General features: G+C 68.8%; 21 protein-coding genes and 1 tRNA gene. 6 read left to right on the top strand and 16 right to left on the bottom strand.

All coding sequences use genetic code 11. The features are described 5' to 3' along the window. The first annotated feature begins 30 nt into the window (after nt 1–30). From OD997_RS07640 to OD997_RS07665, 6 genes are all read left to right on the top strand, one after another. Nucleotides 31–2,592, top strand: coding sequence for a transglycosylase domain-containing protein (locus OD997_RS07640; protein ID WP_434331063.1), 2,562 nt, complete (start codon nt 31–33; stop codon nt 2,590–2,592). Further along, nucleotides 2,589–3,524, top strand: a complete 936-nt coding sequence (locus OD997_RS07645; protein WP_434331064.1) for a metallophosphoesterase — start codon at nt 2,589–2,591, stop codon at nt 3,522–3,524. Before OD997_RS07640 ends, OD997_RS07645 begins: the two co-directional genes overlap by 4 nt. A 53-nt stretch (nt 3,525–3,577) precedes the next feature. Further along, a tRNA-Pro gene (locus OD997_RS07650) sits at nt 3,578–3,654 on the top strand. 65 nt (nt 3,655–3,719) lie between these two features. Next, nucleotides 3,720–4,196 carry a VanZ family protein gene (locus OD997_RS07655; protein ID WP_434331065.1) on the top strand — a complete coding sequence of 159 codons (477 nt, stop codon included), beginning with the start codon at nt 3,720–3,722 and terminating at the stop codon, nt 4,194–4,196. After that, complete coding sequence (locus OD997_RS07660; protein WP_434331066.1) at nt 4,193–4,948, top strand: HAD-IIB family hydrolase; 756 nt, start codon at nt 4,193–4,195, stop codon at nt 4,946–4,948. The genes OD997_RS07655 and OD997_RS07660 overlap by 4 nt, the downstream gene beginning before the upstream one ends. 53 nt (nt 4,949–5,001) lie before the next feature. Beyond that, nucleotides 5,002–5,847: a DUF1295 domain-containing protein gene (locus OD997_RS07665; protein WP_434331067.1), complete on the top strand. Its 846-nt coding sequence runs from the start codon at nt 5,002–5,004 to the stop codon at nt 5,845–5,847. A 12-nt stretch (nt 5,848–5,859) separates the two neighbouring features. Here OD997_RS07665 and OD997_RS07670 read toward each other — a convergent pair whose 3' ends face one another. The 16 genes from OD997_RS07670 to OD997_RS07745 all read right to left on the bottom strand — a co-directional run bounded on the left by OD997_RS07670 (nt 5,860) and on the right by OD997_RS07745 (nt 26,047). Further along, nucleotides 5,860–7,119, bottom strand: coding sequence for an alpha-hydroxy acid oxidase (locus OD997_RS07670; RefSeq protein ID WP_434331068.1), 1,260 nt, complete (start codon nt 7,117–7,119; stop codon nt 5,860–5,862). 11 nt (nt 7,120–7,130) lie between these two features. Beyond that, nucleotides 7,131–7,853 carry a FadR/GntR family transcriptional regulator gene (locus OD997_RS07675; RefSeq protein WP_434331069.1) on the bottom strand — a complete coding sequence of 241 codons (723 nt, stop codon included), beginning with the start codon at nt 7,851–7,853 and terminating at the stop codon, nt 7,131–7,133. A 141-nt stretch (nt 7,854–7,994) separates the two neighbouring features. Then, nucleotides 7,995–8,648: a thymidine kinase gene (locus tag OD997_RS07680; RefSeq protein ID WP_434331070.1), complete on the bottom strand. Its 654-nt coding sequence runs from the start codon at nt 8,646–8,648 to the stop codon at nt 7,995–7,997. A gap of 7 nt (nt 8,649–8,655) precedes the next feature. Next, complete coding sequence (locus tag OD997_RS07685; RefSeq protein ID WP_434331071.1) at nt 8,656–10,128, bottom strand: malate:quinone oxidoreductase; 1,473 nt, start codon at nt 10,126–10,128, stop codon at nt 8,656–8,658. Nucleotides 10,129–10,211: 83 nt separating this feature from the next. Next, complete coding sequence (locus OD997_RS07690) at nt 10,212–11,282, bottom strand: aspartate-semialdehyde dehydrogenase (RefSeq protein ID WP_120494108.1); 1,071 nt, start codon at nt 11,280–11,282, stop codon at nt 10,212–10,214. Nucleotides 11,283–11,432: 150 nt separating this feature from the next. Continuing rightward, the gene (locus OD997_RS07695; protein WP_056313625.1) at nt 11,433–12,716 is read right to left on the bottom strand and encodes an aspartate kinase; all 1,284 of its coding nucleotides are present in this window, start codon (nt 12,714–12,716) and stop codon (nt 11,433–11,435) included. Between the two features lie 93 nt (nt 12,717–12,809). After that, entirely contained in the window at nt 12,810–13,742 is a 933-nt protein-coding gene (locus OD997_RS07700) for a DMT family transporter (protein ID WP_434331072.1), read from the bottom strand. A gap of 16 nt (nt 13,743–13,758) precedes the next feature. Further along, nucleotides 13,759–14,352 carry a recombination mediator RecR gene (gene recR / locus OD997_RS07705; RefSeq protein WP_056312693.1) on the bottom strand — a complete coding sequence of 198 codons (594 nt, stop codon included), beginning with the start codon at nt 14,350–14,352 and terminating at the stop codon, nt 13,759–13,761. Next, the gene (locus OD997_RS07710; RefSeq protein WP_434331073.1) at nt 14,352–16,772 is read right to left on the bottom strand and encodes a DNA polymerase III subunit gamma and tau; all 2,421 of its coding nucleotides are present in this window, start codon (nt 16,770–16,772) and stop codon (nt 14,352–14,354) included. The genes recR and OD997_RS07710 overlap by 1 nt, the downstream gene beginning before the upstream one ends. Nucleotides 16,773–16,876: 104 nt before the next feature. Continuing rightward, nucleotides 16,877–17,956 (bottom strand): DUF2207 family protein, encoded by a 1,080-nt coding sequence (locus OD997_RS07715; protein WP_434331074.1) that lies wholly within the window; start codon nt 17,954–17,956, stop codon nt 16,877–16,879. A 2-nt stretch (nt 17,957–17,958) separates the two neighbouring features. Continuing rightward, nucleotides 17,959–20,463, bottom strand: coding sequence for a glycoside hydrolase family 65 protein (locus tag OD997_RS07720; protein WP_434331075.1), 2,505 nt, complete (start codon nt 20,461–20,463; stop codon nt 17,959–17,961). Further along, entirely contained in the window at nt 20,460–21,245 is a 786-nt protein-coding gene (locus tag OD997_RS07725; protein ID WP_434331076.1) for an HAD family hydrolase, read from the bottom strand. Before OD997_RS07725 ends, OD997_RS07720 begins: the two co-directional genes overlap by 4 nt. A gap of 102 nt (nt 21,246–21,347) precedes the next feature. Beyond that, nucleotides 21,348–22,568: an acetate/propionate family kinase gene (locus OD997_RS07730; protein ID WP_434331077.1), complete on the bottom strand. Its 1,221-nt coding sequence runs from the start codon at nt 22,566–22,568 to the stop codon at nt 21,348–21,350. Beyond that, entirely contained in the window at nt 22,565–24,688 is a 2,124-nt protein-coding gene (gene pta, locus OD997_RS07735; protein WP_434331078.1) for a phosphate acetyltransferase, read from the bottom strand. The genes OD997_RS07730 and pta overlap by 4 nt, the downstream gene beginning before the upstream one ends. Nucleotides 24,689–24,749: 61 nt before the next feature. After that, nucleotides 24,750–25,439, bottom strand: coding sequence for a hypothetical protein (locus tag OD997_RS07740; RefSeq protein WP_434331079.1), 690 nt, complete (start codon nt 25,437–25,439; stop codon nt 24,750–24,752). Next, nucleotides 25,436–26,047 carry a rhomboid family intramembrane serine protease gene (locus tag OD997_RS07745; RefSeq protein WP_434331080.1) on the bottom strand — a complete coding sequence of 204 codons (612 nt, stop codon included), beginning with the start codon at nt 26,045–26,047 and terminating at the stop codon, nt 25,436–25,438. Before OD997_RS07745 ends, OD997_RS07740 begins: the two co-directional genes overlap by 4 nt. Nucleotides 26,048–26,088 lie beyond the last annotated feature (41 nt).

Genomic DNA, 26,088 nt, shown 5'->3' on the forward strand with positions numbered 1-26,088 from the left:
TATTCAGGGAACTCCCCTACGATCAAGCGTATGCCTCAAAAGAATCGCACGGTGAAAGGTGCGCTCGGCGGAGTCCTCGGACTCGTCGGGCTCAGCGCCGTAGCCGGCCTCCTCGTCGCGGCCAGCGTCACCCCTGTTCTCGCCATGACGGGTATCGCCGGATCCCAGGCCCTCACGATCTTCGAAGACCTCCCCGCGAACCTCCAGGTGAACCGGCCGATGGAGCAGTCGACGATCTACGCGACCGCCTCCGACGGGACACCGGTCGAGCTGGCGTCGTTCTACGAGCAGAACCGCGTGCCTGTGACGTACGAGCAGATCAACCCCGTCGTGTTCGACGCGGTCCTCTCGAGCGAGGACAAGGACTACTTCAGCCACGGCGGCATCAACGTCGGCGCGACGGCCAAGGCCCTCGTCGACAACCTGCGCGGCACCGACGACCGAGGCGCGTCGACCATCACGCAGCAGTACGTCAAGAACGTGCTGATCCAGGAGTGCGAGCAGGAAGCCGACCCCGCGTCGGGCACCTACGCCGACGACCTCCAGCAGTGCTGGGCCGACGCGACCAACGCGGTAGGCGCCAAGGGCATCGAACGCAAGCTGCAGGAGATGCGATTCGCCCTGCAGATCGAGAAGGAGTACTCGAAGAACGACATCCTGCTCGGGTACCTCAACATCGCGAACTTCGGCGGCACGGTCTACGGGATCGAGTCGGCGGCGAACTACTACTTCTCTACGACGGCTGCGAACCTGACGGTCGCGCAGGCGGCCACGATCGCCGGAATGGTGCAGAACCCGAACCAGTACCGGATCGACCGGCCAGCCGGCACCTGGACGGATGCGGACGGCGTCGGGCACAACAGCGAGGCGGACGGCTATGCCCAGACGCTGGATCGCCGCCACTATGTGCTCGACCGAATGCTGGCACTCGGCAAGATCACGCAGGCCCAGTTCGACGAGGCGGATGCCTCGCCGATCACTCCCGCGATCACGCAGCCCACGCAGGGATGCGTGTCTGCAGGCAACGTGGCCCGCAGCGCCTACTTCTGCGAGTACGTGAAGTCCGTCGTCCTCGACGACCCCGCCTTCGGCGAGACCGAGCAGGAGCGCCGCGATCTGCTTCGTCAGGGTGGCCTCAAGATCTACTCGACGATGAACATCGACATCCAGAGCGCGGGCGCCGAGGTCATGGCGAACACGGTTCCCGCGAACTACGACAACCAGTTCTTCGGCGCTGCAGGCATCTCGCTCGAGACCAGCACGGGTCGTGTGCTCGCGATCACGCAGAACACGACCTTCAGCGAGACGATCCAGGGCGACCAGGCATACACCGCGCTGGTGTTCGGCACCGACAAGGCGCACGGTGGATCCAACGGCTTCTCGGTCGGCTCGACCTACAAGCTCTTCACCCTCATCGACTGGCTTGAAGAGGGCCACTCGGTGCGAGAGACCCTGAACGGAAGCAACCGCGTCTTCTCGAAGTTCAAGTGCGGCGACGACATCATCCGCAACACCACCAAGATCCAGAACTTCAACAACGCCGGCGGCTCGACCGGAACCGTGATGAAGTTCACCGCCGACTCGCTCAACAGCGGTTACCTCGCGATGGCCGAGAAGCTCGACCTCTGCAAGATCAACGCCGTTGCCGACCGTATGGGCGTCACGCTCGCCAACGGCGGCAAGACCACCGACGGCAGCCCAGCCCCCTACGACATCCTCGGCTCGAAGTACATCTCGCCGCTCGCGATGGCCGGCGCCTACGCCACGGTCGCGAACGGCGGCATCTACTGCACCCCGAAGGCGATCGACCGCGTGGTCGACGCCGACGGCAAGGACCTGCCGATCCCGGAGTCGAAGTGCTCTCAGGTCATCTCGCCCGAGGTCGCCGCGACCGCCGCCTTCGCGCTGCAGGGCGTCATGAACGCCGGCGGAACCGGTAACAAGGCGAACACGCGCGACGGAGTTCCCCTCATCGGAAAGACGGGTACCCACGAGTCGTGGGGAACCATGATGATCGAGTCGAGCACCAAAGTCACCACGGCGATCTGGGTCGGACGCTCGGAGGGCCAGGCCAGCATCCTTCGTCAGAGCTGGGGCGGCACCGCGCTGAACGAGATGCGATACCAGCTCGCGCGAACGATGCAAGGAGCGGCGAACAACATCTACGGCGGCGACGCGTTCCCCCAGCCGGACGCGAACCTGAGCAAGCAGGTGCTGACCGATGTCCCCTCCGTGATCGGGATGGACACCGCGACGGCGACCGCCACGCTCGAGAACGCCGGCTTCCAGGTCGTGGTCGGCGCGCCGGCTGACGGCCCCGCCGGTGACGTCATCGTCGCGCAGGACCCCTCGGGTCAGGCCCCGAGCGGTGCGACGGTCACGATCTCGCCGAGCAACGGCCAGGGAACCACCGTGCCGGACATCACAGGGCAGCCGAAGGCCGCCGCCCAGAACGCGCTGTTCGGCGCAGGGTTCTCGTCGATCTCCTTCGACAACTCGTGCAACCCGCCGAACGCGGTCGTGGCGAGCACGAACCCGCCCGCGAACACCGCGACCAACAAGTCGACAGCGATCTCGGTCACCTGCCAGTGACCTCACGACGAACGGCACACCCGGCCCTCATCGCGCTCGGCGCGGTGGGGGCCGCTGGTGTTGCAGCCGCCGTGTGGGGCATCGGCATCGAGCGCTACCTCTTCACGGTTCGGGAGGCGACGGCATCCGCTCTCGCTCCCGGATCCGCACCGCTGCGCGTGCTGCATATCTCGGATGCGCACATGGCGCCATGGCAGCATCGCAAGCAGGACTGGCTCGCCTCGCTCGCGCAGCTGAAGCCCGACCTCATCATCAACACCGGTGACAACCTCGGGCACCGCGACGGCCTCGAGGGCATCCGTCGGGCGTTCGAGCCTTTCGCCGGCATCCCCGGCGTATTCGTGCACGGCTCGAACGACGTCAACGGCCCGTCGCCGCGCAACCCGATCCGCTACTTCGCCGGTCCCTCGCAGCGGCACCACGAGCCCACATTCCTCGACACCGATGCGATGGACGCATTCTTCACCGAAGAACTCGGCTGGGCAGACCTGAACAACACGGCCGCTCGACTCACGGTCGCCGGCGACACGATCGACTTCTTCGGCGTGAGCGATGCGCACCGGCAGTGGGACCGCCTCGACGATCTGCCCGCGGCGATCGACGCGCTCGGACCGCGGGAACCGGGCACCTCGGTACTCGGAGTGACGCATGCGCCCTACCAGCGCGTGATGAACCGCTACATCGAGCTCGGCGCGGATGCGATCTTCGGCGGGCACACGCACGGCGGCCAGGTATGCCTCCCCGGCTTCGGCGCTCTCGTCGCGAACTGCGACATCCCCCTCAAGCAGGCCAAGGGCCTGAGCACGTGGACGCAGGGCGGGCGCACGGTGCCCCTCAACGTCAGCGCCGGCTGCGGACACTCTATTTATGCGCCCGTGCGCTTCGCGTGCCGCCCCGAGGCGACGCTGCTCACGCTGACGGCGCGCGGTTGACCCCTCGATTCGGCGCTGAGGGCATTTCGCTGTAGACTCGGAGGGTTGCAAAACGGGGTGTGGCGCAGCTTGGTAGCGCGCTTCGTTCGGGACGAAGAGGTCGCAGGTTCAAATCCTGTCACCCCGACCAGTAACACCGGAAGGCCGCCCTCACGGGCGGCCTTCTCTGTACCAGGACCGAGGCGAAGGGACCGCGTGAACAACCTGTTCCCTCCCCCGCGCCGCCTCACGCGCGGCATCGCGATCGCGCTCGGCATCCCCTTCCTCGCGGGCCTCGCCCTGCTCACGCTCACTCCCGCGCGTGTCGAGGAGACCATGCCGAATCTGCTCGACCTCGTGCTCTCGGCGGCTCACCGGCTGGGCTGGGAGTCGCTCGACTTCACGCGCCTCGAGATCATCGCGAACGTGCTCGTGTTCGTGCCGGTCGGCATCCTCGCGTTCGTGCTGGTGCCTCGGCGCTTCTGGCCGCTCGCGGTGATCCTGGGGCCGGCACTGTCGGTCTCGATCGAGATCGCACAGCGCCTCGCACTGCCGCATCGCGCCGCGACCGTGACCGATGTGATCGCCAACTCCGGCGGCGCCCTGATCGGGGTCTTCGTCGCGATCGCCGGAACCCTGCTGTTCGCACCTCAGAGTTCTCACCGTCCACCCCGTAATCTGGAAGCATCATGACCTCGCCTGATCTCGTAGCCTTCGATCTCGACGACACCCTCGCCCCCTCCAAGGGCGCCATCGACCCTCGCATCGCCTCGCTGCTGCTCGCGCTGCTCGAGAGGGTCGACGTCGCCATCATCTCCGGCGGGAACGAGACCCAGTTCCGCTCGCAGGTCATCGCCCGCCTCGGCAAGATCGACGAGGCGGCGGCCGCACGTCTGCACCTGCTTCCGACGTGCGGCACGCGGTATCTGCGCTACGACGGCGCGGACTTCTCTCCCGTGTACGCGCAGGACCTCACCGCCGAGCAGAAAGCGGGCGCTCTAGCCGCACTGCGGGAAGAGGCCGAGCGACTCGGGCTCTGGGAGGCGGAGCCGTGGGGTGACATCCTCGAGGACCGCGGCTCGCAGATCACGTTCTCGGCCCTCGGACAGAAGGCTCCGCACGACGCGAAGCGCGACTGGGATCCCTCCGGCGCGAAGCGCGGATCACTGCGGGATGCCGTGGCCGCCCGTCTTCCCGACCTCGAGGTGCGCTCGGGCGGGTCGACGTCGATCGACATCACCCTCGCGGGGATCGACAAGGCCTACGGCATGCGACAGCTCGCCGAGCACACCGGCATCCCCCTGACCTCGATGCTGTTCTACGGCGACCGTCTCGACGAGGGCGGCAACGACTACCCCGTGCTCGCGATCGGCGTCCCCTCCGTCGCCGTGGAGGGCTGGGAGGACACCGCCGACAAGCTCGACGCGCTCCTCCCCACGCTCTGACGCTCGACGCGCACCTCCGGCCTGCAGAGGCAGCGGAGTTCTAGCATGTCGGTATGGAACCGCTGCTGATCGTCGTCCTGACCGCGGCCGTCGCGAGCGCGGCGTGCTGGATCCTGTCGCTCGTGACCCGCGACACCTCGTGGGTCGACCGCGCCTGGTCGATCGTCCCGATCGTCTACGTGTGGATCTTCGCGGGCAGTGCTCTCGCCAGCGGCCAGGACGCGAGCCGTCTGGTTCTCATGGCCGTCCTCGTGACGCTGTGGGGTGTGCGCCTCACGTACAACTTCGCCCGCAAAGGCGGGTATACCGGGATGGAGGACTACCGGTGGGCGGTCCTTCGCGGACGCATGAAGCCGTGGCAGTTCCAGCTCTTCAACCTGCTGTTCATCATCGGCTATCAGATGACATTGCTCGTGCTCATCACACTGTCGGCGGAAGTCGCGCTGCAGCACCCTGCTCCGCTGAATGCGTGGGACCTCGTGTTCGCCGCGATCTTCCTGGCACTGCTCATCGGCGAGACTGTCGCAGACCAGCAGCAATGGGAATTCCACCGACGCAAGAAGCAGGCGGGCGGAACCCTCTCCCCGGGCTTCGCCACCGAGGGGCTGTTCCGCGTCAGCCGTCACCCCAACTTCTTCTTCGAGCAGAGCCAGTGGTGGGCGTTCTACGCGATCGGGGCGACGGCTACGGTCGCCTCGGGTGCAGGCTTCCTCGGCGGAGCGCTGAACTGGACCGTCATCGGGCCGTCCCTGCTCAGCATCCTGTTCATCGGATCGACGATCTTCACCGAGTCGATCACCGCGGCCAAGTACCCCGCGTACGCCGACTACCGCCGGACGACGTCGATGCTCATCCCCTGGCCGCCGCGGACCCGACGAGTCACCGAGTCCGCGGCCTGACCGAGGCCCGCGTCAGCGCACCAAAGCGTCGGCTGCGGAGCGCGTCACCGGCACGAGGCGCGTGAGCTGCGTGACGTGCGCAGGCTCGAGCTCGGCGAGCGAGGCCACCCCGAGCAGGCGCATGGTGCGCTCGATCTCGGTGCGGAGGATGCTGATCGTGCGGTCGACGCCCGCACGGCCACCGGCCATCAGGCCGTACAGGTAGGCGCGGCCGATGAGTGTGAAGTCTGCTCCCAGTGCGACCGCGGCGACGATGTCGGCACCGTTCATGATGCCGGTGTCGATCATGACGGTGAAGTCGTCGCCGACGGCCTTGCGCACCTCCGGCAGCAGGTGGAACGGGATGGGCGCTCGGTCGAGCTGGCGTCCTCCGTGGTTCGAGAGCACGATGCCGTCGACGCCCGCGTCACGCAGTCGCACCGAGTCCTCGACGTTCTGCACGCCCTTGATCACGATCTTGCCGGGCCAGATGTCGCGGATGACCGCGAGGTCGTCGTAGCTGATGGTCGGGTCCATCGCGGCGTCGAGCAGCTCGCCGACCGTGCCGCCGGTGGTGCTCAGCGACGCGAACTCGAGCTTGGGGGTCGTGAGGAAGTCGTACCACCACCACGGACGAGGGATGGCGTTGATGATCGTCCCGAGCGTCAGCTGGGGCGGAATGCTGAAGCCGTTGCGCTTGTCGCGCAGGCGCGCTCCCGCGACGGGGGTGTCGACCGTGAACTGCAGGGTGTCGAAGCCGGCTGCGGCCGCGCGACGCGTCAGCTCGTACGAGATCTCGCGGTCGCGCATGACATACAGCTGGAACCAGTTGCGACCGTTCGGGTTCGCCGCCTTCACTCCCTCGATCGACGTCGTGCCGAGGGTCGACAGAGTGAACGGGATGCCTGCCGCGGCGGCGGCTCCGGCTCCCGCGACCTCGCCCTCGGTCTGCATGAGACGCGTGAATCCGGTGGGGGCGATGCCGAAGGGAAGCGCTGACGGGCCGCCGAGGATCTCGACGGACGTGTCGACCGACGGAGCCGGGCGCAGGATGCCGGGGTGGAACTCGACATCCTGGAAGGCCTGGCGTGCGCGCGTGAGCGAGAGCTCGCCCTCTGCCGCGCCGTCGGTGTAGTCGAACGCCGCCTTGGGCGTGCGGCGCTTGGCGATGGTGCGCAGGTCATCGATCGTGAGCGCCGAGTCGAGGCGGCGCTTCTTGCCGTCGAACTCGGGCTTCTTGAACTTCATCAGCTCGAGCAGCTCTGCGGGGTTGGGAAGCTGGCGCTGGACCATGTCGTGTCCTCTCAGTCGGTGGGTCGGGTGCTGCGGGTGAGTCCCGCCGCCGTGTAGTAACCGGTGATGTGGGCGCGCACGAGCGCCTGAGCCGTCGTCGCGTCACCCGCGGCGATGGCCGCGATGATCGCGCGGTGCTCGGTGCGCAGGAGGTCGGCCATGGCATCCCAGTCGGCGATGGATGCCGCCCCTTCCTGCACGTACGACTCGATGGCGGTGCGGAGACCGGCCATGATCGCCGCGACGACCGTGTTACCGCTCGACTCGGCCAGCGCGAGGTGCAGCTGCGCATCGAGGGCGAGGAACTCGGCGGAGGTCAGGCCCTCGGCATCCATCGCATCGAGGACGCTGTGCGCAGCGGTGAGATCCGGGTCCTGCTGGCCGGCGAGAGCTGCGGCGACCGCGTCTTCGAGCAGCAGACGCGTCTGCACGACGTCGGTCAGAGGGAAGCCTTGAGCTGCGACCTGGAGACGCAGCAGTGTCGACATGCCGCCGGTCGGGGTCGCGATGACGATGGCACCCGATTGGGGTCCGGAACCCGTAGCCGTGCGGATGAGCCCCATGACCTCGAGAACGCGCAGCGCCTCGCGGACGCTCGACCTCCCCACGCCGAGATCGGCGGCGAGGTCGCGCTCGGAGGCGAGCCGGTCGCCGGGGCCGAGGCGGCCCTCCAGCAGATCCCGCTCGACATATTCGAGGACGAGGCGCCAGGCGCGCGCGGGCTGCTCGGGCATCCGCTCTCCTCGTCGTTCGCGTCGGCGGCGTCGATCGTCGACGCGCTCATGTGGTCTGACCACAGTAGCGCGTGTGGTCAGACCACGCAATCCGGGCATGACGAGGCACCGCCCGCGGGCGGGAGCACGAGTCGCGGGATGTCAGCCCAGGCGTCCGCCGGACTCTTCGAGGTAGCAGGCGCCGCAAAGAGACTCGTAGGTCGTGACCTCGGGAGCGACGGACCCGCCTGCTCCCTCGTCGATGGCGACCTGGTCTCCGTCGAACACGAACCGGCCGCCGATCACGCGACCATTGAAGACCGCCTTGCGCCCGCAGCGGCAGATCGTCTTCAGCTCTTCGAGTGAGTGCGCGATGGCGAGCAGCCGGGCCGACCCGGGGAAGGCGTGGGTGAGGAAGTCGTTGCGGATGCCGTAGGCGATCACGGGGATGCCGTCTTCGATCGCGATCCGGAAGAGGTCGTCGACCTGCTCCGCGGTGAGGAACTGGGCCTCGTCGATCAGAAGGCAGGCGACGTCGATCGATCCGCCGCGCACCGGTTCGCCGGCTACGGCGCGACGTACGCGCTCCCGATGCTCGCCGAAGAGCGCGCGCACGTCGGCGCCCGGCGCGATGAGGTAGTCGACCTCACGCGTGACGCCGAGACGACTCGCGATCTCGGAGGCGCCCTTGGTGTCGATCTCGGGCTTGGCGAGCAGCACATGCTGCCCGCGCTCCTCGTAGTTGTACGCGGCCTGCAGCAGCGAAGTGGACTTGCCCGAGTTCATCGCCCCGTAGCGGAAGTAGAGCTTCGCCACAGGCCGCTTATTCGTTGATGCCGAGCGTGGCGGCCGTCGCCGCGGTGGACCTCGCTGCCAGCGCGGCATCCGTGTTCAGCTTCTCGCCGAACGTGGGGATGAGCTCCCGCAGCTCGGACTCCCAGCCGGGGTACTCGGCTGGGAAGCACTTCTTGAGCAGATCGAGCATGATCGGCACCGCGGTGGATGCTCCCGGCGATGCGCCGAGCAGACCCGCGATCGATCCGTCGGCCGCCGCGACGACCTCGGTACCGAACTGCAGGATGCCGCCCTTCTTGGCATCCTTCTTCATCACCTGCGCGCGCTGACCGGCGTCGATCAGAGTCCAGTCCTCGTCTTTGGCCGTAGGCATGAACGTGCGGAGGCTGTCGACCTTCTTGGCATGGTTCTTCATCAGCTCGCCCACCAGATAGGTGATGAGGCCGGGGTTCGCGAACGCGACCCGCAGCATCGGCCACAGGTTGTGCGTGCGCACCTGCGACACGATGTCGAGCATCGAGCCGTTCTTGAGGAACTTGGGGCTGAACGTGGCGAAGGGGCCGAACATCAGCGAGGCCTCACCACCGACCACACGCGTGTCGAGGTGCGGCACCGACATGGGCGGCGCACCCACGGACGCCTGTGAGTAGACCTTGGCCTGGTGCTGGGCGACGATCTTCGGGTTGGAGGTCTTCAGGAACTGGCCGCCGATCGGGAAGACGCCGTAGCCCTTGATCTCGGGGATGCCCGAGCGCTGCAGCAGCTTGAGCGCCCATCCGCCGGCACCGACGAACACGAAGCGCGCCTTGATCTGGTTCGGCGTGCGCCCGATCGTGGTGCGGTAGTTGACCAGCCAGGTGCCGTCCTTCTGCTTCTTCAGGCTCTTGACCTCGTGGTTGGTGCGCAACGTCACGCCCGACTCGGTGAGGTGGTCGAAGAGCTGATGCGTCAGAGCGCCGAAGTCGACATCGGTACCCGCCGGCACCCGCGTCGCGGCGAACGGCTCGCCCTTGCGGCGCTGCTGCATGAGGAGCGGCGCCCACTTGTTGATGACGCGGGAGTCCTCGCTGTACTCGATGCCGTCGAACAGCGGCTGCTCCTTGAGCACCTCGTAACGGTCCTTGAGGTACTTGACGTCCTTCTCGCCGCGCACGAACGTCATGTGCGGGGTCGCGTTGATGAAGGTCGAGGGAGCGTCGAGCACTCCCCGATCGACCAGCGACGACCAGAACTGACGGCTCTGCTGGAACTGCTCGTTGATCGAGACGGCCTTGGCCGGGTCGAGAGGCGCGCCCTTCTGCTGCGGCATGTAGTTCAGCTCGCAGAGCGCCGCGTGGCCCGTGCCCGCGTTGTTCCAGGGGTTCGACGATTCCTGAGCCACATCGGAGAGTCGCTCGAACGCGACGATCTTCCAATCCGGCTGCAGCTCGTGCAGAAGGGTACCCAGGGTGGCGCTCATGATGCCACCACCGATCAAGACGACATCGACGGTTTCGGTCACCACGACAGTCTAGTTCGCAGCCACGGCGTGACCGACCACGCGGACCCGCCTCGTGAGACCGGATCCGCATGGCGGCGATGCGATCAGGCTATGGCGACCAGGCGCTCGGCGAGGATCTCGGCGATCTGCACGGCATTGAGCGCCGCACCCTTGCGCAGATTGTCGTTGCTGATGAACAGCACGAGGCCCTTGTTCTCGGGAGCGGACTGATCGGCACGGATGCGGCCGACGAAGCTCGGATCCTTGCCAGCGGCCTGCAGGGGGGTAGGCACCTCGTCGAGGACGACTCCGGGGGCCGCGGAGAGCACCTCGGCGGCGCGCTGCGGCGTGATGTCGTTCGCGAACTCGACGTTGATCGAGAGCGAGTGACCCGTGAAGACGGGAACGCGTACGCAGGTTCCGGCGACACGGAGGTCGGGCAGTTCGAGGATCTTGCGGCTCTCGTTGCGGAGCTTCTTCTCCTCGTCCGTCTCGTTCTGACCGTCGTCGACCAGGTTGCCCGCGAACGGGATGACGTCGAACGCGATCGGTGCGACGTACTTCTCGGGCTCGGGAAAGTCGATCGACGAGCCGTCGTGCACGAGGCGCAGGGTGTCGCCCTGAGCGAGAACGCCCTCGACCTGACCGAGGAGCTCCTGGGCGCCGGCGAGACCGGAGCCGGAGACGGCCTGGTAGGTCGAGACGATGAGGCGCTCGAGACCGGCCTCGGCATGCAGCGCCTTCAGCACGGGCATCGCGGCCATGGTCGTGCAGTTCGGGTTCGCGATGATGCCGCGGGGACGGTCGTCGATCGCGTGCGGGTTGACCTCGCTGACGACGAGAGGCACCTCGGGGTCGTTGCGCCAGGCGCTGGAGTTGTCGACGACGACGGCTCCTGCCTCGGCGAACCGGGGAGCGTAGGCACGGCTGGCGGTCGCGCCGGCCGAGAAGAGGGCGATGTCGATGCCCCCGGCATCCGCTGTCTCGACATCTTCGACGATTACCGTCGCACCGCCGAACTCGATGGCGGTGCCCGCGGAGCGCGACGACGAGAACAGACGCAGCTCGCGGATCGGGAAGGACCGCTCGGCGAGAATCTCGCGCATCACGGTGCCCACCTGGCCGGTGGCGCCCACGATGGCGACGGAGAGTCCTGAGTCGGAGATGCGGGTCATGATGTTCCTTGGCGTCGTGCAGTGCAGCAGTCGAGGCTTCGGGCGCGACGTCGGGGTGCGGATGCCGCGCCTGGCGCCGATGTCAGGGTTTCGGTGAGTCTACCGTGCCGCCCGATGGCCGAGGACCGTCGGGCGGTGTGCGGGCGTCGGTCAGCGTCCGGTGCCGGCGTGGACCGTGGCCTCGGCGTCGCCGTCGAGCCCGTAGGCGGTGTGCACGGTACGGGCGGCCTCAGCGAGATCGGTGTCGCGGAGCACCACCGAGATGCGGATCTCGGACGTCGAGATCATCTCGATGTTGATGCCTCCTGCGGACAGCGCCTCGAACAGCACCGCCGAGACCCCGGAGTGCGTGCGCATTCCGGCGCCCACGACCGAGAGCTTGCCGATCTGGTCGTCGTGCACGAGGTTCTGGAAGCCGACCTCGGTCTGCTCTCCCGCGAGCGCCTTGAGCGCTGCCGCCGAATCGGCCTTGGGAACTGTGAACGAGATGTCGGTGCGTCCTGTGGCCGACACGTTCTGCACGATCATGTCGACGTTCGCGCCCGACTTGGCGACGATCTTGAAGATCTCCGCTGCCTTGCCCGGCACGTCGGGCACGCCTGCGACGGTGATCTTGGCCTGGCCGAAATCGGTGGCGACACCGGCGACGATCGGTTCTTCCATGGCTGCTGCTCCCTCGGCTTCGCGAGGGTTCTTCATGCCCTCGCCCAGAACGTATGTGCCCTCGGACGACGAGAACGTCGACCGGGCGTGGATCAGGACGCCGTGACGGCGTGCGTACTCGACGGCGCGGATGTAGAGCACCTTGGCGCCGTTGGCCGCGAGCTCGAGCATCTCCTCGCTGCCGATGTGGTCGAGCTTCTGCGCCTTCGGGATGACGCGGGGGTCTGCCGTGAAGATGCCGTCGACGTCGCTGTAGATCTCGCAGACGTCGGCGTCGAGAGCTGCGGCGAGAGCGACGGCCGTCGTGTCTGAGCCCCCGCGCCCGAGCGTCGTGATGTCGCGGGTGTCGCGGTTGAAGCCCTGGAAGCCGGCGACGATGACGATCGCGCCCTCGTCGAGAGCTTCGCGCAGACGGATCGGCGTGACGTCGACGATGCGGGCGGCGCCGTGCTGGGAGTCGGTGATCATTCCGGCCTGGCTGCCGGTGAACGATCGGGCCTCGAAGCCCATCGAGTGGATGGCCATCGCCAGGAGCGCCATCGAGATGCGCTCACCGCTCGAGAGCAGCATGTCGAGCTCGCGCGGCGCGGGGATCGGCGCGACCTCGTTCGCGAGGTCGAGCAGTTCGTCGGTCGTGTCGCCCATCGCGCTCACGGCGACGACGACGTCGTGGCCGGCGCGACGTGTGTCGACGATGCGCTTGGCGACGCGCTTGATGCTCTCTGCGTCGGCGACTGAGGAGCCGCCGTACTTCTGCACGATGAGGGCCACGTTCACTCCCTGGGATGTCGGGCGGATCCGCCCACGCTCATTCTACGATCGGCGCATATGCCCTGCTTCGCATGTGACGGGATCGGGGGTCTGTCAGGGTGCGGGCGGCAGCGGAGCGAGATCGGGAGCGACGGATGCCGGTGGCCGCAGCCGCCCTCCGGTGGCGGCGAACCAGCATCCGACGATGATCAGCGGGAATCCGATGAGCAGGCCGGGGGTCAACGGCTCGGCGAGCACGATCGCACCGAGGATGATCGCGACCACCGGGTTGACGTAGGTGAACAGCGGCGCCCGCACGGGACCGACCTCGCGGATGAGCGCGAAGAAGGCGAGGAATGCGACGGCCGTGCAGATGACGGCGAGCGCGAGCAGCGCCCAGATCGACGGCAGCGTGGGCACCTCGTGCTGGGTGAGGAGACCGATCGGAAGGTAGATGATCCCGATCATCGAGAGCGACAGCGTGATCGTCCCGAGTGACGGCACGTCGTTCAGCTTGCGGGCGACGATGAACGGCGCGATCGCGTAGAGGATGGCGACCAGCAGCACCTCCCCTGCGGCGAGCAGACTGACCTCCCCTCCGAAGAGGCCTGGACCGGCGACGACGATCGCGACTCCGACGAAACCCACCAGAAGCCCGATGCCCCGCGCGGGGCGCAGGACGCCCCGGTCGCCCCCGCCCAGGGCGATGAGCGCGGCGAACAGCGGCACCGTGGCGACGAGCAGACCCGTCATTCCCGACGGCAGCGTCATCTCGGCATGGCCCAGCAGCACGAACGGGCCGGCCATCTCGACCAGGCCGAACGCCAGAACCCACGGCCAATGCTTCAGCGCCGCACGCAGTGCGCCCCCACGGAGCGCGAACGGCAGGAGGAGCAGCGCCGCGATCAGCGTGCGCCCCGCGACGATGGCGGGCGGCGAGAGCGACTCGACCGCGATGCTGATGAACAGGTAGGGCACGCCCCACAGCAGTGCCATCGCTCCGAAGAGCAGCCATCCGCGGCGGGAGAACCCTCCCTGGGTGTTCACTGCACGGGCCGGGCGATCACAGCACGCGCCGACCCTCGAACGCTCGACCGAGGGTGACCTCGTCGGCGTATTCGAGGTCGCCGCCCACCGGGAGTCCGGAGGCGAGACGCGACACGGTGATCTGCATGGTGGTGAGCAGACGGCTGAGGTAGCTCGCCGTCGCCTCGCCCTCGAGGTTCGGGTTGGTGGCGAGGATCACCTCCTGCACCGTCCCGTCGGCGAGACGTGTCATCAGCTGGGCGATGCGCAGATCGTCGGGACCGATGCCGGCGATGGGACTGATCGCCCCGCCGAGCACGTGGTACAGGCCGCGGAACTCGCGAGTGCGCTCGATCGCAGCCACGTCCTTGGCGTCCTCGACGACGCAGATCAGCTCAGGATTGCGACGCGGGTCTCGGCAGATCGTGCAGCGCTCCTGCTCTGCCACGTTGCCGCAGACTTCGCAGAACCGCACGCGGACGCGGATCTCGACGAGCAGCTCGGACAGACGAGCGACGTCGAACGTCGGGGTCTGCAGGATGTGGAACGCGATGCGCTGCGCGGACTTGGGGCCGATTCCGGGGAGCCGGCCGAACTCGTCGATCAGCTCCTGGACGATTCCGTCATACATCAGGAGAACCTCGTCGGGGGCTCATAGGGCTCTTCGCGCACGAATGTGGCGCCGAGCACCTGGCGGATCACGGCCTCACCGTAGCGCTGGACTCCCCCGGCGGGGGTGCGCTCGGTGATCACCGGGGCTGCGGCGGCGGACGCCACCTTGCGCACGGGCGCAGCAGGCTGCGCGGGCGCGGACTGCGCGGGGGTCGATGACGACGGCTGCACCTGCGCACGCCCGGCGGGTGGCCCGCTCTGCGGTGTCGGCACCGGCTCATACGCCGGGTCGTACGGCGGCTCGTCATCGAAGTACGGCGGCTCGTCATCGAGCGGAGGCGGCGGCTCGTCGCCTCCGACCGGCCGATGGACCTCAGGCGCGGTCGGGGCTACCGCAGCGGCCGGGGCTGCCGCGGCTGCCGCGACCGGAGCGGCGGACGGCGCAGACGGAGCCGACGTCGCCGTCTGAACAGCGGCCGGGACGGCGACCGAAGGGGGTGCAGGGTCGGCGGATGCCGGGATGGCGGCCACCGCCCACTCGGTCACCGGCCCCGCAGAAGCACTTCGTGTCTGAGAGCGCGGTGAGGCCGCTGACGCAGGCTCCGATGCGGCGGCGTCGCCTGCCGGCGCACCGGTCGGGGAGGTCGCGGGCTGACGAGGTGCCCCGCCCGCGGGCATCGGAGCGGGCCGGTACTTCACCTTGACGCCGACTTCGTGCTCGATCGCCATGCGGAGGTGATCCGACGGGCCTGCACCTGGGACCGTGCCCTTGAACTTCGCGACGTCGTGCTGGCTCGTGAAACCGAGGGTGAGCACCTCGGAATCGGTGTCGAACGCGAGCGGCTGAACCGCGGTCGCGAGCAGCCAGGAGGTGCGGCTGAGACCTTCGAGGCGCTTGAGCACCCCCGGCCAGGCGGCGGTGATTGCGTCGAACGTGACGGGACCGGCTGGCACTGCGGGCGCCGCCTCGGCCTCAGCGGCCGACGCTGCTTCGGATGCGGCGGCCTCGGAAGCGGCCGCCGCGTCAGATACCACGGCTCCGGGTGCATCGGATGCGGGCGCTGCACCCGCGGGCGCCTCGCCCTGAGGCGTTGCGGCTGTCCCGGCAGCAGCCGGCGCAGCGGCAGCAACAGGGGTCGACGCAGGAGCAGCAGCAGGGGCCGACGCAGGAGCAGAGGCTGGCGCAGCATCACGGGTCGCTGTCGGCCCAGTGATGTGAGCGCGCGGCTCGGTCTGCGCGGGAGCCGACCTCGTCTGAGCTCGCGCGGGCGCGGCGGCAGACACGGGAGCGGCAGCCGTCGCAGCAGCAGCCCCGGCATCCGCGCCTGAAGCGAGGACGCGGGCGACCATCAGCTCGAGGTGCAGGCGCGGTGATGTCGCGCCGGACATGTCGTCGAGGGCCGCGCTGACGACGTCGGCCGTGCGCGACAGGCGCGCTGAGCCGAACGACTCTGCCTGCGTGCGCATGCGGGCGAGCTCGTCTTCGGCGACTCCGCGCAGCACGGAGGCGGCACCGGCGCCGACGGCCGCGATCACGATGAGGTCTCGCAGACGTTCGAGCAGATCGTCGACGAAACGACGCGGGTCTTGCCCCGTCTGCACGACGCGGTCGATCGCGGGGAAGGCCGCCGCGGCATCCGCTGCGGCCAGCGCGTCGACGATCTCATCGAGCAGGGACGCGTGCGTGTAGCCGAGCAGCGCCACTGCCCGCTCGTAGGCCACCGTCACGGTCTCGGACCCGGCCGGGGAATCGGAGCCGGCGATCAGCTGGTCGAGCAGGGAGAGCGTGTCGCGGGGGGAGCCGCCTCCGGCGCGGACCACCAGAGGCAGCACACCGCGCTCGGCGACCACGCCCTCTTCGGTGCAGAGCTTCTCGACGTACTCGAGCATCGCGGCCGGCGGCACCAGCCGGAACGGGTAGTGGTGCGTGCGCGAACGGATCGTGCCGAGCACCTTCTCGGGCTCGGTGGTCGCGAAGATGAACTTGACGTGTTCCGGCGGCTCTTCGACGAGCTTCAGCAGCGCGTTGAACCCCTGCGGCGTCACCATGTGCGCCTCGTCGAGGATGAAGATCTTGTAGCGGTCGCGGCTCGGGGCGAACGTCGCCCGCTCGCGCAGGTCGCGGGCGTCGTCGACGCCGTTGTGGCTGGCGGCGTCGATCTCGACCACGTCGAGGGACCCGCCACCCGCGCGCGACAGTTCGACGCAGCTCGGGCACGTGCCGCAGGGAACGTCGGTGGGACCTTCGGCGCAGTTCAGGCAGCGGGCGAGGATGCGGGCGGACGTGGTCTTGCCGCACCCGCGGGGTCCCGAGAAGAGGTAGGCGTGGCCGACGCGGTCACCGCGCAGTGCGGTCATCAGCGGTTCGGTCACCTGGGACTGCCCGATCATCTCGCCGAACGACTCGGGACGGTAGCGGCGGTAGAGGGCTGTGGTCACCACAACAGCCTACGGCGTGCCACGGACGTTCAGGCAGGCCCGCCGGGTCGATCGGCCGCTCGACGCGCGCCCCGACGCCGAGATATCGGGGGCGACGCCGTGAATCACGAGGAGACGGCCTCGAACACGCCGCCGACCACCTCGACGACTCCGCCCGTCGCGTCGACCAGATCCCCGACCGCGCCGACGAGGTGGACGACCCCGCCGACGATCTCGATCACATCGAAGACCGCTCCGGCGACCTCGATCGTGCCGTCCAGGCTCTCGCCCACCCGCAGCGCCTGCGACTCCGTGCGGAGCGCCGCCGTCCACGAGCGCTCGAGCCCGAAGAGCACCGCGTAGGGCAGGAGACGCTCGTTCAGGAGGAAGCGCCGCAGCCGCTCGGACGCGGCCTCGGCGGAGACGTCCGACCGCAGATCCGCACCCGCCGTCGACTGGAGGAAGCGCAGTGGCTCGGCCTCGGCGAGGGCGACGTACTCGCGGATGCCGGCGAGGTGCGCGCGCAGCGGCTGCGCGGACGGAAGGAACCGTCGCCACGGCCGCGGGGCGACCACGATCACCGCGACGCCGATCACGACCCCCGCGATCGGCACCGCGTAGACCCCGGCGCCCGGTTCGCTCACCGCGAGCGCTGCGAAGAGCAGCAGCAGGCACACGCCGATGACGAGAACGGCCGCCACCCGCAGCAGGAAGGTCGCCCAGCCGCGGCGGCCTCTGGCGATCAGCCCTGCGGAGGCCAGCCGCGTCTCGGTCTCGTCGAGCACGCCGCGCACTCGACGGTGCAGCGCCCGAGCATCCGAGCTGAACCGTCGCACCCGAGCGGAGGTGTGGTCCGGACCGAACAGCGCCTCGAGGATGCTCAGCTCCTCCGGCGTGAACGTCGCGCCGTCGACGACCTCGATGCCGATCGGCGCGCGCGTGCGCGCTCCCCCGGACGGCACGTCCTCGGCATCCACCAGCAGCCGCACCTTGCGGCGCACCGCCAGGTCGATCAGTGCTGCGGCGATCGCTTTGCGGTCGGCGTTCAGCAGCAGCGCGTCGTACAGCACCGTCGCACCGGGCGACGGTGCGAACCGCGGTCCGGGCGACGCCACGCGCTGCACCGCTCGCACCCGCTCGATGACGGCGAGGACGAGCAGCAGCAGTGCGGGCGCGAGCCCGAACAGCGACGCGGTGATCAGCACCGTCAGTCGATCGGCTCGATCACCGGGATCGCGGTGGTGATGACCGGGACGGATGCCGACAGCCGTGTGCCGTCCTCGCGGAGTGCGTCGGCGAACTGACGGAGCGACGGACGCCCGGGGATCAGGGGTCCCTGATCGGCCAGCGGGACGACGACCTCTTCGTCCGTGGTGGCGACGTACGCGACATCGCGCACCGTGAACGGCACGGGCTCGCCGGTGCGCACCTGCACGCGCAGAGCATCCTTCGTCAGGGTGATCTGCAGCGCCGATCCCTGCCACTGCAGCGGGTACGACAGCGACGGCCAGTCGGCCGGCAGCCGAGGGTCGAAGCTCAGTTCACCCGCGTAGTCCCGCATGCCTCCGAAGCCGCACACGAGCGCGGTCCACACACCGCCGGCGGATGCGACGTGCACGCCGTCGGCCGCGTTGTGGTGCAGATCGTGAAGGTCGACGAACAGCGACTGCTGGAAGTACTGCAGCGCGAGCTCCTGGTATCCGACCTCCGCGGCGAGGATCGACTGCACGACGGCCGACAGCGTCGAGTCGCCCGTCGTCAGCGGGTCGTAGTAGTCGAAGTCGGCCTTCTTCTCTTCGGGCGTGAAGTGGTTGCCCTGCAGGAACAGCGCGAGCACCACATCGGCCTGCTTGAGCACCTGGAACCGGTAGATCACGAGTGGGTGGAAGTGCAGCAGCAGCGGGCGCTGCTCCGACGGGGTGTGGGCGAGATCCCAGAGCTCGCGCTCGAGGAACAGCGAGTCCTGCGGGTGGATGCCGAGGCTCTCGCTGAACGGGATGAACATCGCATCCGCCGCGCGCTCCCATCCTTCGGCCTCGCCCTCGGCGAGACCGGTGCGCTCGACGACCCTGGCGAACTCCTCGCCGTTGGCCTCCTGCGCCTCGCGCACGACCCGCGCCGCGTAGCGGAGGTTGTAGCGAGCCATGACGTTCGTGTACAGGTTGTCGTTCACGACGGTCGTGTACTCGTCGGGACCCGTGACGCCGTGGATGTGGAACGTCTCGATGCCGTCGTCGTCCTTGGTGTCGGCGACGAGGCGCGATGTGCGCCAGAAGCCGAGCGTCGCCCACAGGCGCGCCGTCTCGATCGCGATGTCGATGCCCTCGCGACGCAGGAAGTCGTCGTCGCCGGTGGCGCGCACGTACTTGCCGAGCGCGAAGCTGACGTCGGCGTTGATGTGGTACTGCGCGGTGCCTGCGGCGTAGTACGCCGAGGCCTCTTCGCCGTTGATCGTGCGCCACGGGAACAGCGCCCCCGCCTCGTTCAGCTGGGCCGCGCGACGACGGGCCGCCGGGAGCATGAGCACTCGTGCCCGCAGGGCGTTGCGCGCCCACTGCGGCGAAGTGTAGGTGAGGAACGGGAGGACGTAGATCTCGGTGTCCCAGAAGTAGTGGCCGCTGTATCCAGACCCCGAGACGCCCTTCGCGGGCACGCCGGTTCCGTCGGCGCGTGCCGATGCCTGAGCGAGCTGCAGGAGGCACCAGCGGGTGGCCTGCTGGATGTCGTCGTGCCCGCCGATCTGCACGTCGCTGCGGGCCCAGAACGCCGCGAGCCACTCGGCCTGGCGGTCGAACTGCGCCTGCACGCCCTCGAAGGCGACGCGATCGAGCGAGCGACGGCAGCGGTCGACGAGCTCTCGAGCCGGCACGCCGCGCGAGGTGTGGTAGCTCACGAGCTTGGTGACCGAGATCGGCACACCGGCCTTGGCCTGCACACGGAAGACGTTCTTCGAGATGTCCTCTTCGATGAGCGTGCGCGAGGTGTAGTCGTTCTCGGTCTCGATGATGTGGTCGGCGACGACCGCCACGGTCATGCCGGAGGCTGCGACCGAGTACGACAGAGCGGAGCGGAGTCCGTCCTGCCAGTGCTCGGCGGGCTCCAGCACGCGCTCGGCGATCTTCTCCGCCTTGCGGGGGTCGAACCCGCTCTTCGCCTGGTTGGGCGTGCCCGCGTAGACGCCGGCACCGTCCTGACGGTTGATCATCTGGCAGCTGACCGTGACGGGGGCGTCGGCGTTCTCGACGACGACCTCGAGGCGCAGCACCGCCAGGTGACGCTCCTCGAAGCTGACGATGCGCTCGTCGCGCATGCGCACACGCTTGCCCGACGGCGTCTCCCACACCACGACGCGCTCGAGCACGCCGGTGCGCATGTCGAGCGTGCGGCGGTACTCGCGCACGTCGGCCTCGTCGAAGGAGATCGGCTCGTCGTCGACGTAGACGCGCATGACCTTCGCGTCCGGCGCGTTGACGATCGTCTGCCCGACCTCTGCGAAGCCGTAGGCCTGCTCCGCGTGGCGGATGGGCCAGGTCTCGTGCAGACCGTTGATGAAGGTGCCGTGCTCGTGTGCGCCGCGTCCTTCGATGTGATTGCCGCGGAGCCCGAGATAGCCGTTGCCGACGCTGAAGAGCGTCTCCCCCACTCCGTCTTCGGAGTAGCGCGTCTCGATGAGCCGCCAGGGGTCGACGGGGAAGCGGTCGCTGTCGATCATGCGGTCTCCTCGGAGTCGGGGCTGAGGGTGGAGTCGGTGGCGTTCGTGGCCTGGTCTGCGAGGAACACGTCGAGGTCCTCGACGACGACGGTCGCGCCGGCGTCACGCAGAGCATCCGCTCCTGCGCCGCGGTCGACGCCGACGACGGTCGCGAATCCGGCGGCGGCGGCGGATGCCGCGCCGGACGTCGCATCCTCGACGGCGATGCTGTGACCCGGGTCCACCCCGAGGGCCACCGCACCGGCATGGAACATGTCGGCTGCAGGCTTGGAGGCGAGGTTCTCACGCTCGGCGACGACTCCGTCGACGACGATGCGGAAGAACGAGCGGATGCCGGCGGCGGCCAGCACCTCCTCGGCATTCTTGGAGCTCGACACGACGCCGAGTGGCACACCCGCCGCGGACAGCTTCTCGACGAGAGCGAGCGAGCCGGGGAACGGCGCGATGCCCTCAGCGCGGAGTGACTGGGCGAAGGCTGCGTTCTTGCGATTGCCGATGCCGCAGATCGTCTCGGCCTCCGGCTCGTCGTCGACCGCACCCCACGGGATCTCGACGTTGCGGCTGCGCAGCAGGCTCGCGACGCCGTCGTAGCGCTTCTTGCCGTCGACGTAGTCGAAGTAATCGGCATCCGAGTACGGCGGCGTGATGCCCCAGCGCTCGAAGACGTCGTCGAACACGACCTTCCACGCACGCATGTGCACCTCGGCCGTCGGCGTGAGCACGCCGTCGAGGTCGAACAGGACGCCTTCGGCGCGGAGTGGATCGGGCAGGGCTTCGGGCACAAAAGCCTCCAGGAGAAGGACGACGGGTTCCGGCACCTCTCCGTGCCACTGTGCAAGCGTAGTGCGGCACGGCATCGCCGGTAACCCCCGAGAGCGTATGGATCAGAGCATGCGCGAGGTCTGTCTGGCGATCTCGAGCTCTTCGTTCGTCGGCACGACGAGCACGGTCACCCGCGAGTCGTCGGTGGAGATCCGCCGGATGCCGCGCTGCCGCGCCTCGTTGCGTGCGGGGTCGATCTCGACTCCGGCGAAACCGAGTGTCGCCATGGCCTCGGCGCGGACCGCGGCGGCGTTCTCCCCGACACCCGCGGTGAAGGAGATCACATCGACTCCGCCGAGCTGGGCGATGTAGGCACCGGCGTAGGCGCGCAGGCGATGGACGTAGACGTCGAACGCGAGTGTCGCCGCCTCGTCGCCGCTCTCCCGGCCGGCGAGGATGTCGCGCATGTCGCTGCGCCCGGCGAGGCCCTTGAGTCCGCTGCGGGAGTTCAGAAGCGCGTCGAGGTCGTCGATCGAGAGGCCTGCTCGACGGGAGAGGTGCACGAGCGCCGCCGGGTCGAGGTCGCCAGAGCGCGTGCCCATGACGAGACCCTCGAGCGGGGTGAGCCCCATCGAGGTCTCCACGGAACGGCCGCCGTCGATCGCGGTGACCGACGCGCCGTTGCCGAGGTGGAAGACGAGCTGGCGAAGCGCGCCGAGGTCGCGTCCGAGGAACGCGGCAGCCGACTCGCCGACGAACTGGTGGCTCGTGCCATGGAACCCGTATCGGCGCACGCGGTGCTGCGCTGCGAGCTCGGCATCGATCGCGTAGGTGTACGCGGCGGCGGGAAGCGTCTGGTGGAACGCGGTGTCGAACACTGCGACGTGCGGCACGTCCGAGAACACTGCCTTCGCCGCGAGGATGCCTGCGAGGTTCGCCGGGTTGTGCAGAGGAGCGAGCACCGAGAGCTCCTCGATCTGCTCCTCGACGTTGCGCGTGACCAGGGTCGGCGCATAGAAGCGGGCGCCTCCGTGCACGACACGATGGCCGACGGCGATCGGCGGATGCTGGTCGAGACGCGGACCGTGCTCGGCGAACTGCTCGAGCATCACCGCGAAGGCGGCGTCGTGGTCCGCGAGAGGCCGCTCGGACTCGTACGAGGCATCGAGCATCGTCACGACGGCATCCGCCGAGGCATCCGGTCGCACGGTGTGACGGATGGCGCTGGCGTCCTGGCCGATCCGCTCGATGAGACCGGCGGCCAGTTCGTTCTCGTTCTCGATGTCGATCAGGCTGTACTTCAGCGAGGAGGACCCGCTGTTGATGACGAGGATCGCGCTCACGCGTCCGTCCCTTCCGTCTGCGCCTGGATGGCCGTGATGGCGACGGTGTTCACGATGTCATCCACCAGTGCTCCGCGTGACAGGTCGTTGATCGGCTTGTTGAGTCCCTGCAGCACCGGCCCGATCGCGACGGCACCCGCCGAGCGCTGCACGGCCTTGTAGGTGTTGTTGCCCGTGTTGAGGTCGGGGAAGACGAAGACGGTCGCGCGCCCCGCGACCGCGGAGTCGGGGAGCTTGGCCTTGGCCACTGCGGCGTCGGCCGCCGCGTCGTACTGGATCGGCCCCTCGACGAGCAGTTCGGGTGCGCGCTCGTGCACGAGCGCGGTGGCGGCGCGGACCTTGTCGACGTCGGCGCCGGTCCCGGACTCCCCCGTCGAGTACGACAGCATCGCGATGCGCGGCTCGATGCCGAACTGGCGGGCGGTCGCGGCCGACGAGATCGCGATGTCCGCCAGCTGCTCGCTGGTCGGGTCGGGGATCACCGCGCAGTCGCCGTAGACGAGAACGCGGTCGGCGAGGGCCATCAGGAACACGCTCGAGACGACGTTGACGCCCGGCTTGGTCTTGATGATCTCGAACGACGGACGGATCGTGTGCGCCGTGGTGTGCGCGGCCCCCGAGACCATGCCGTCGGCGAGGCCCAGGTGCACCATCATCGTGCCGAAGTACGACACGTCGGTGACGGTGTCGGCGGCCTGCGCGATCGTGATCCCCTTGTGCGCGCGCAGTCGCGCGTACTCGGTCGCGAAGCGCTCGACCATCTCGGGATCCGTGGGGCTGATGACCTGGGCGGCGGTGATGTCGACGCCGAGCTCGACGGCGCGGGAGCGCACCGCGGATTCGTCTCCGAGGATCGTGAGGTCGGCGACCTCCCGCGCGAGCAGGGTCGCCGCGGCACGCAGGATGCGGTCGTCGTCGCCCTCGGGGAGGACGATCCGTCGGCGATCGGCACGCGCCCGCTCGATGAGTCCGTATTCGAACATGAGCGGGGTGACCACGCGGGACTCGGCGAGGCCGAGCTGGGTGGTGAGCTCGGTGATGTCGACGTGGGTCTGGAAGAGTCCGAGGGCGCGGTCGTATCGGCCTCGCGACTCGGGTGAGATCCGGCCGCGCGCGCCCATGACGCGCACCGCCGTGTCGTAGGTGCCGAGATCGGTGGCGATGATCGGCACGGTCGATGTGAAGCCGTCGAGCAGCTGCACGATCGGATCCGGCAGCGGGAACGGTCCGTTCAGGATGATTCCCGCCACCCGCGGGAAGGTGCCGGACGCATCGGCGAGCAGAGTCGCCAGCAGCACTTCGGTGCGGTCGGCCGGGATCACCACGACCGATTCGTCGGTGAGCCGCGGGAGCACGTTCACCATCGACATCCCGGCAACGACGATGGTCAGCGCCTCGCGCGCCAGTCGGTCGGGATCACCCTTGATCAGGCGCCCGTCGACGGCCGACAGGATGCCGTTGATCGACGGCGCCACAAGGGTTCGGTCCTCCGGGATCGCCCACACGGGTGTGGTTCTCTGCGGGCGCACCGCGGCGACGGCGGCCTCGATGTCGGTGAGAGCCTCGGGGTCGGCCCGATTCACGGCGACCGCGAAGAGCTCGGCGCGCTCGACTTCGAGCTCGGAGAGCGCGAGCGCGGCGATCTGCCCGACGGCCGCGGGGATGCGTGCGGTCGTGGTGCCGAGCTGCTCCGCCTGCCGCTGCTGGTCGCGCCCGCTCAGCACGAGCAGGACGGGGGCCGCGAGGTTCGCGGCGATCCGGGCGTTATAGCCGAGCTCTGCGGGGCTCGCCACATCGGTGTAGTCGCTGCCGATGATCACCACGGCGTCGCACTGGGCCTCGACCGCCTTGTAGCGGGCGACGATCGTCGAGAGCGCGCGGTCCGGATCGTCGCGGACGTCGTCGTAGGTCACCCCGATGCAGTCCTCGTAGTCGAGCTGCACACCGTCGTGCGCGAGCAGGAGCTCGAGCACGTCGTCGCGCTCGGTCACCGACCGGGCGATGGGGCGGAAGACCCCCACCCGAGGCGTGACGCGCATGAGCGCGTCGAGCACGCCGAGGGCGATGGTGGACTTGCCGGTATGGCCTTCGGCCGAGGTGATGTAGATGCTCTTCGCCACAGCTCCACACTAGGTGCAGCTTCCCATGGGCGCGCTGGGTTGACAGCCGTGCCAAATCCGGTCAGCAGGGCGTCGAGAGGGCGTCGACGACCGCGGTGGCATCCGCCGCGTAGCGCGTGTAGTACGTCGGATCGAGGTTGATCTGCACCCGGTGGATGGCCAGCGAAGGGTCCATCGACGGCCAGTCGGGCACGCGAGCGAGACGCTGATAGAACAGCGTCGCGGCGGTCGCCGGATCCATCCGCTGCTCCACCGTTCCCCACCATTCCTGCTGCTGGAAGAGTCCGATGCTGGTCGTCCGGCTGCCGTCGGGGTTCGTGAACCCGCTCGTCTCCCAGTCCCCGTAGTCGATGTTGTTCAGACTGCTCTCACCCATCGCGGTCATCACGCCGAGAATCTGACCGTCGCGTCCGAACCCGAGCGCGGTGGCGGTCTGCATGATGGTCGCGGCATTCACGAGCTGCTCGCCCTGCCAGCCCTCGACGCCGGCCTCGGGGAACGTGGCCGGGTCGGTGATGCAGACCGCCAGCGGCTTCTCGTGGGCGAGCCCGAGCGGGATGAGCACTGCGGCGAGCGCGACGACGATCACCGCCACGGCTGCCCAGCCGATGCGGCGCAGGACCTTCAGACGCCGCAGCCGACGCTGGGCGCGCCGACGAGGCGACATCCGCCGTGTGCGCGAGTTCGGGCGACGTGTCGGTCGCCTGCGCGTGCGCGATGTCGCGCGCCGTGCGCTCTTGGTGACGCTCATGTGCGCCGGGTTCTGCCTCTGCCGACGAACGCCGCGAGGCCACCGCCGATCGCACCGAACAGATGGGCCTGCCACGAGATCCCCTCGCGCACGCCGACGACGCCCGCCAGCATGGATCCGCCGTACAGCGCGATGACGATGAGAGCGATGACGGCATAGAGCACGCGGTGGGCGACCCGACCGGGGGCGAACACGCGCACCACGGTGTAGCCGAAGTATCCGAAGACGAGGCCGGAGGCACCGACAGTCAGGGTTCCCGGCGCGTTGACGAGCCACGTGCCGAGGCCGCCGATCACGGCGGCCATCGCGGTCACGGCCCAGAACCTGCGCGCCCCTTCGACCGCGACGAGGCAGCCGAGCACGAGCAGCGGCACGGTGTTGCCGATCAGGTGCGCCCAGTCGGCGTGCAGGAGGGGTCCGACCAGGATGCCGGCGAGGCCCTCGACATCCCACGAGCGCAGTCCGAAGCCGGTGAAGGATCCGGGGAGGATCGCATCGGCGAGCTGGACGATCCACATGAGGGCCACGAGGAGGACGGGAGACGCGAAGCGGCCGAGAGCGCTCGAGCGCGGAGAGTCGGCGGTGCTGATCACGTCTGGTCTTGTCACGTCACGATCCTGGCAGGACTGCCCCGGAGGACGCTGACAAA

This window comes from Microbacterium sp. CGR1 (assembly GCF_051062835.1).
In the GTDB taxonomy this organism is placed as follows: Bacteria; Actinomycetota; Actinomycetes; order Actinomycetales; family Microbacteriaceae; genus Microbacterium.

What these genes read in the sequence shown, in the direction of transcription:
- OD997_RS07640 (WP_434331063.1), top strand. Translation starts at nt 31, where the DNA reads ATGCCTCAAAAGAATCGCACGGTGAAAGGTGCGCTCGGCGGAGTCCTC.
- OD997_RS07660 (WP_434331066.1), top strand. Translation starts at nt 4,193, where the DNA reads ATGACCTCGCCTGATCTCGTAGCCTTCGATCTCGACGACACCCTCGCC.
- OD997_RS07665 (WP_434331067.1), top strand. Translation starts at nt 5,002, where the DNA reads ATGGAACCGCTGCTGATCGTCGTCCTGACCGCGGCCGTCGCGAGCGCG.
- OD997_RS07670 (WP_434331068.1), bottom strand. Translation starts at nt 7,119, where the DNA reads ATGGTCCAGCGCCAGCTTCCCAACCCCGCAGAGCTGCTCGAGCTGATG.
- OD997_RS07675 (WP_434331069.1), bottom strand. Translation starts at nt 7,853, where the DNA reads ATGCCCGAGCAGCCCGCGCGCGCCTGGCGCCTCGTCCTCGAATATGTC.
- OD997_RS07690 (WP_120494108.1), bottom strand. Translation starts at nt 11,282, where the DNA reads ATGACCCGCATCTCCGACTCAGGACTCTCCGTCGCCATCGTGGGCGCC.
- recR (WP_056312693.1), bottom strand. Translation starts at nt 14,352, where the DNA reads ATGTATGACGGAATCGTCCAGGAGCTGATCGACGAGTTCGGCCGGCTC.
- OD997_RS07720 (WP_434331075.1), bottom strand. Translation starts at nt 20,463, where the DNA reads ATGATCGACAGCGACCGCTTCCCCGTCGACCCCTGGCGGCTCATCGAG.
- OD997_RS07740 (WP_434331079.1), bottom strand. Translation starts at nt 25,439, where the DNA reads ATGAGCGTCACCAAGAGCGCACGGCGCGCGACATCGCGCACGCGCAGG.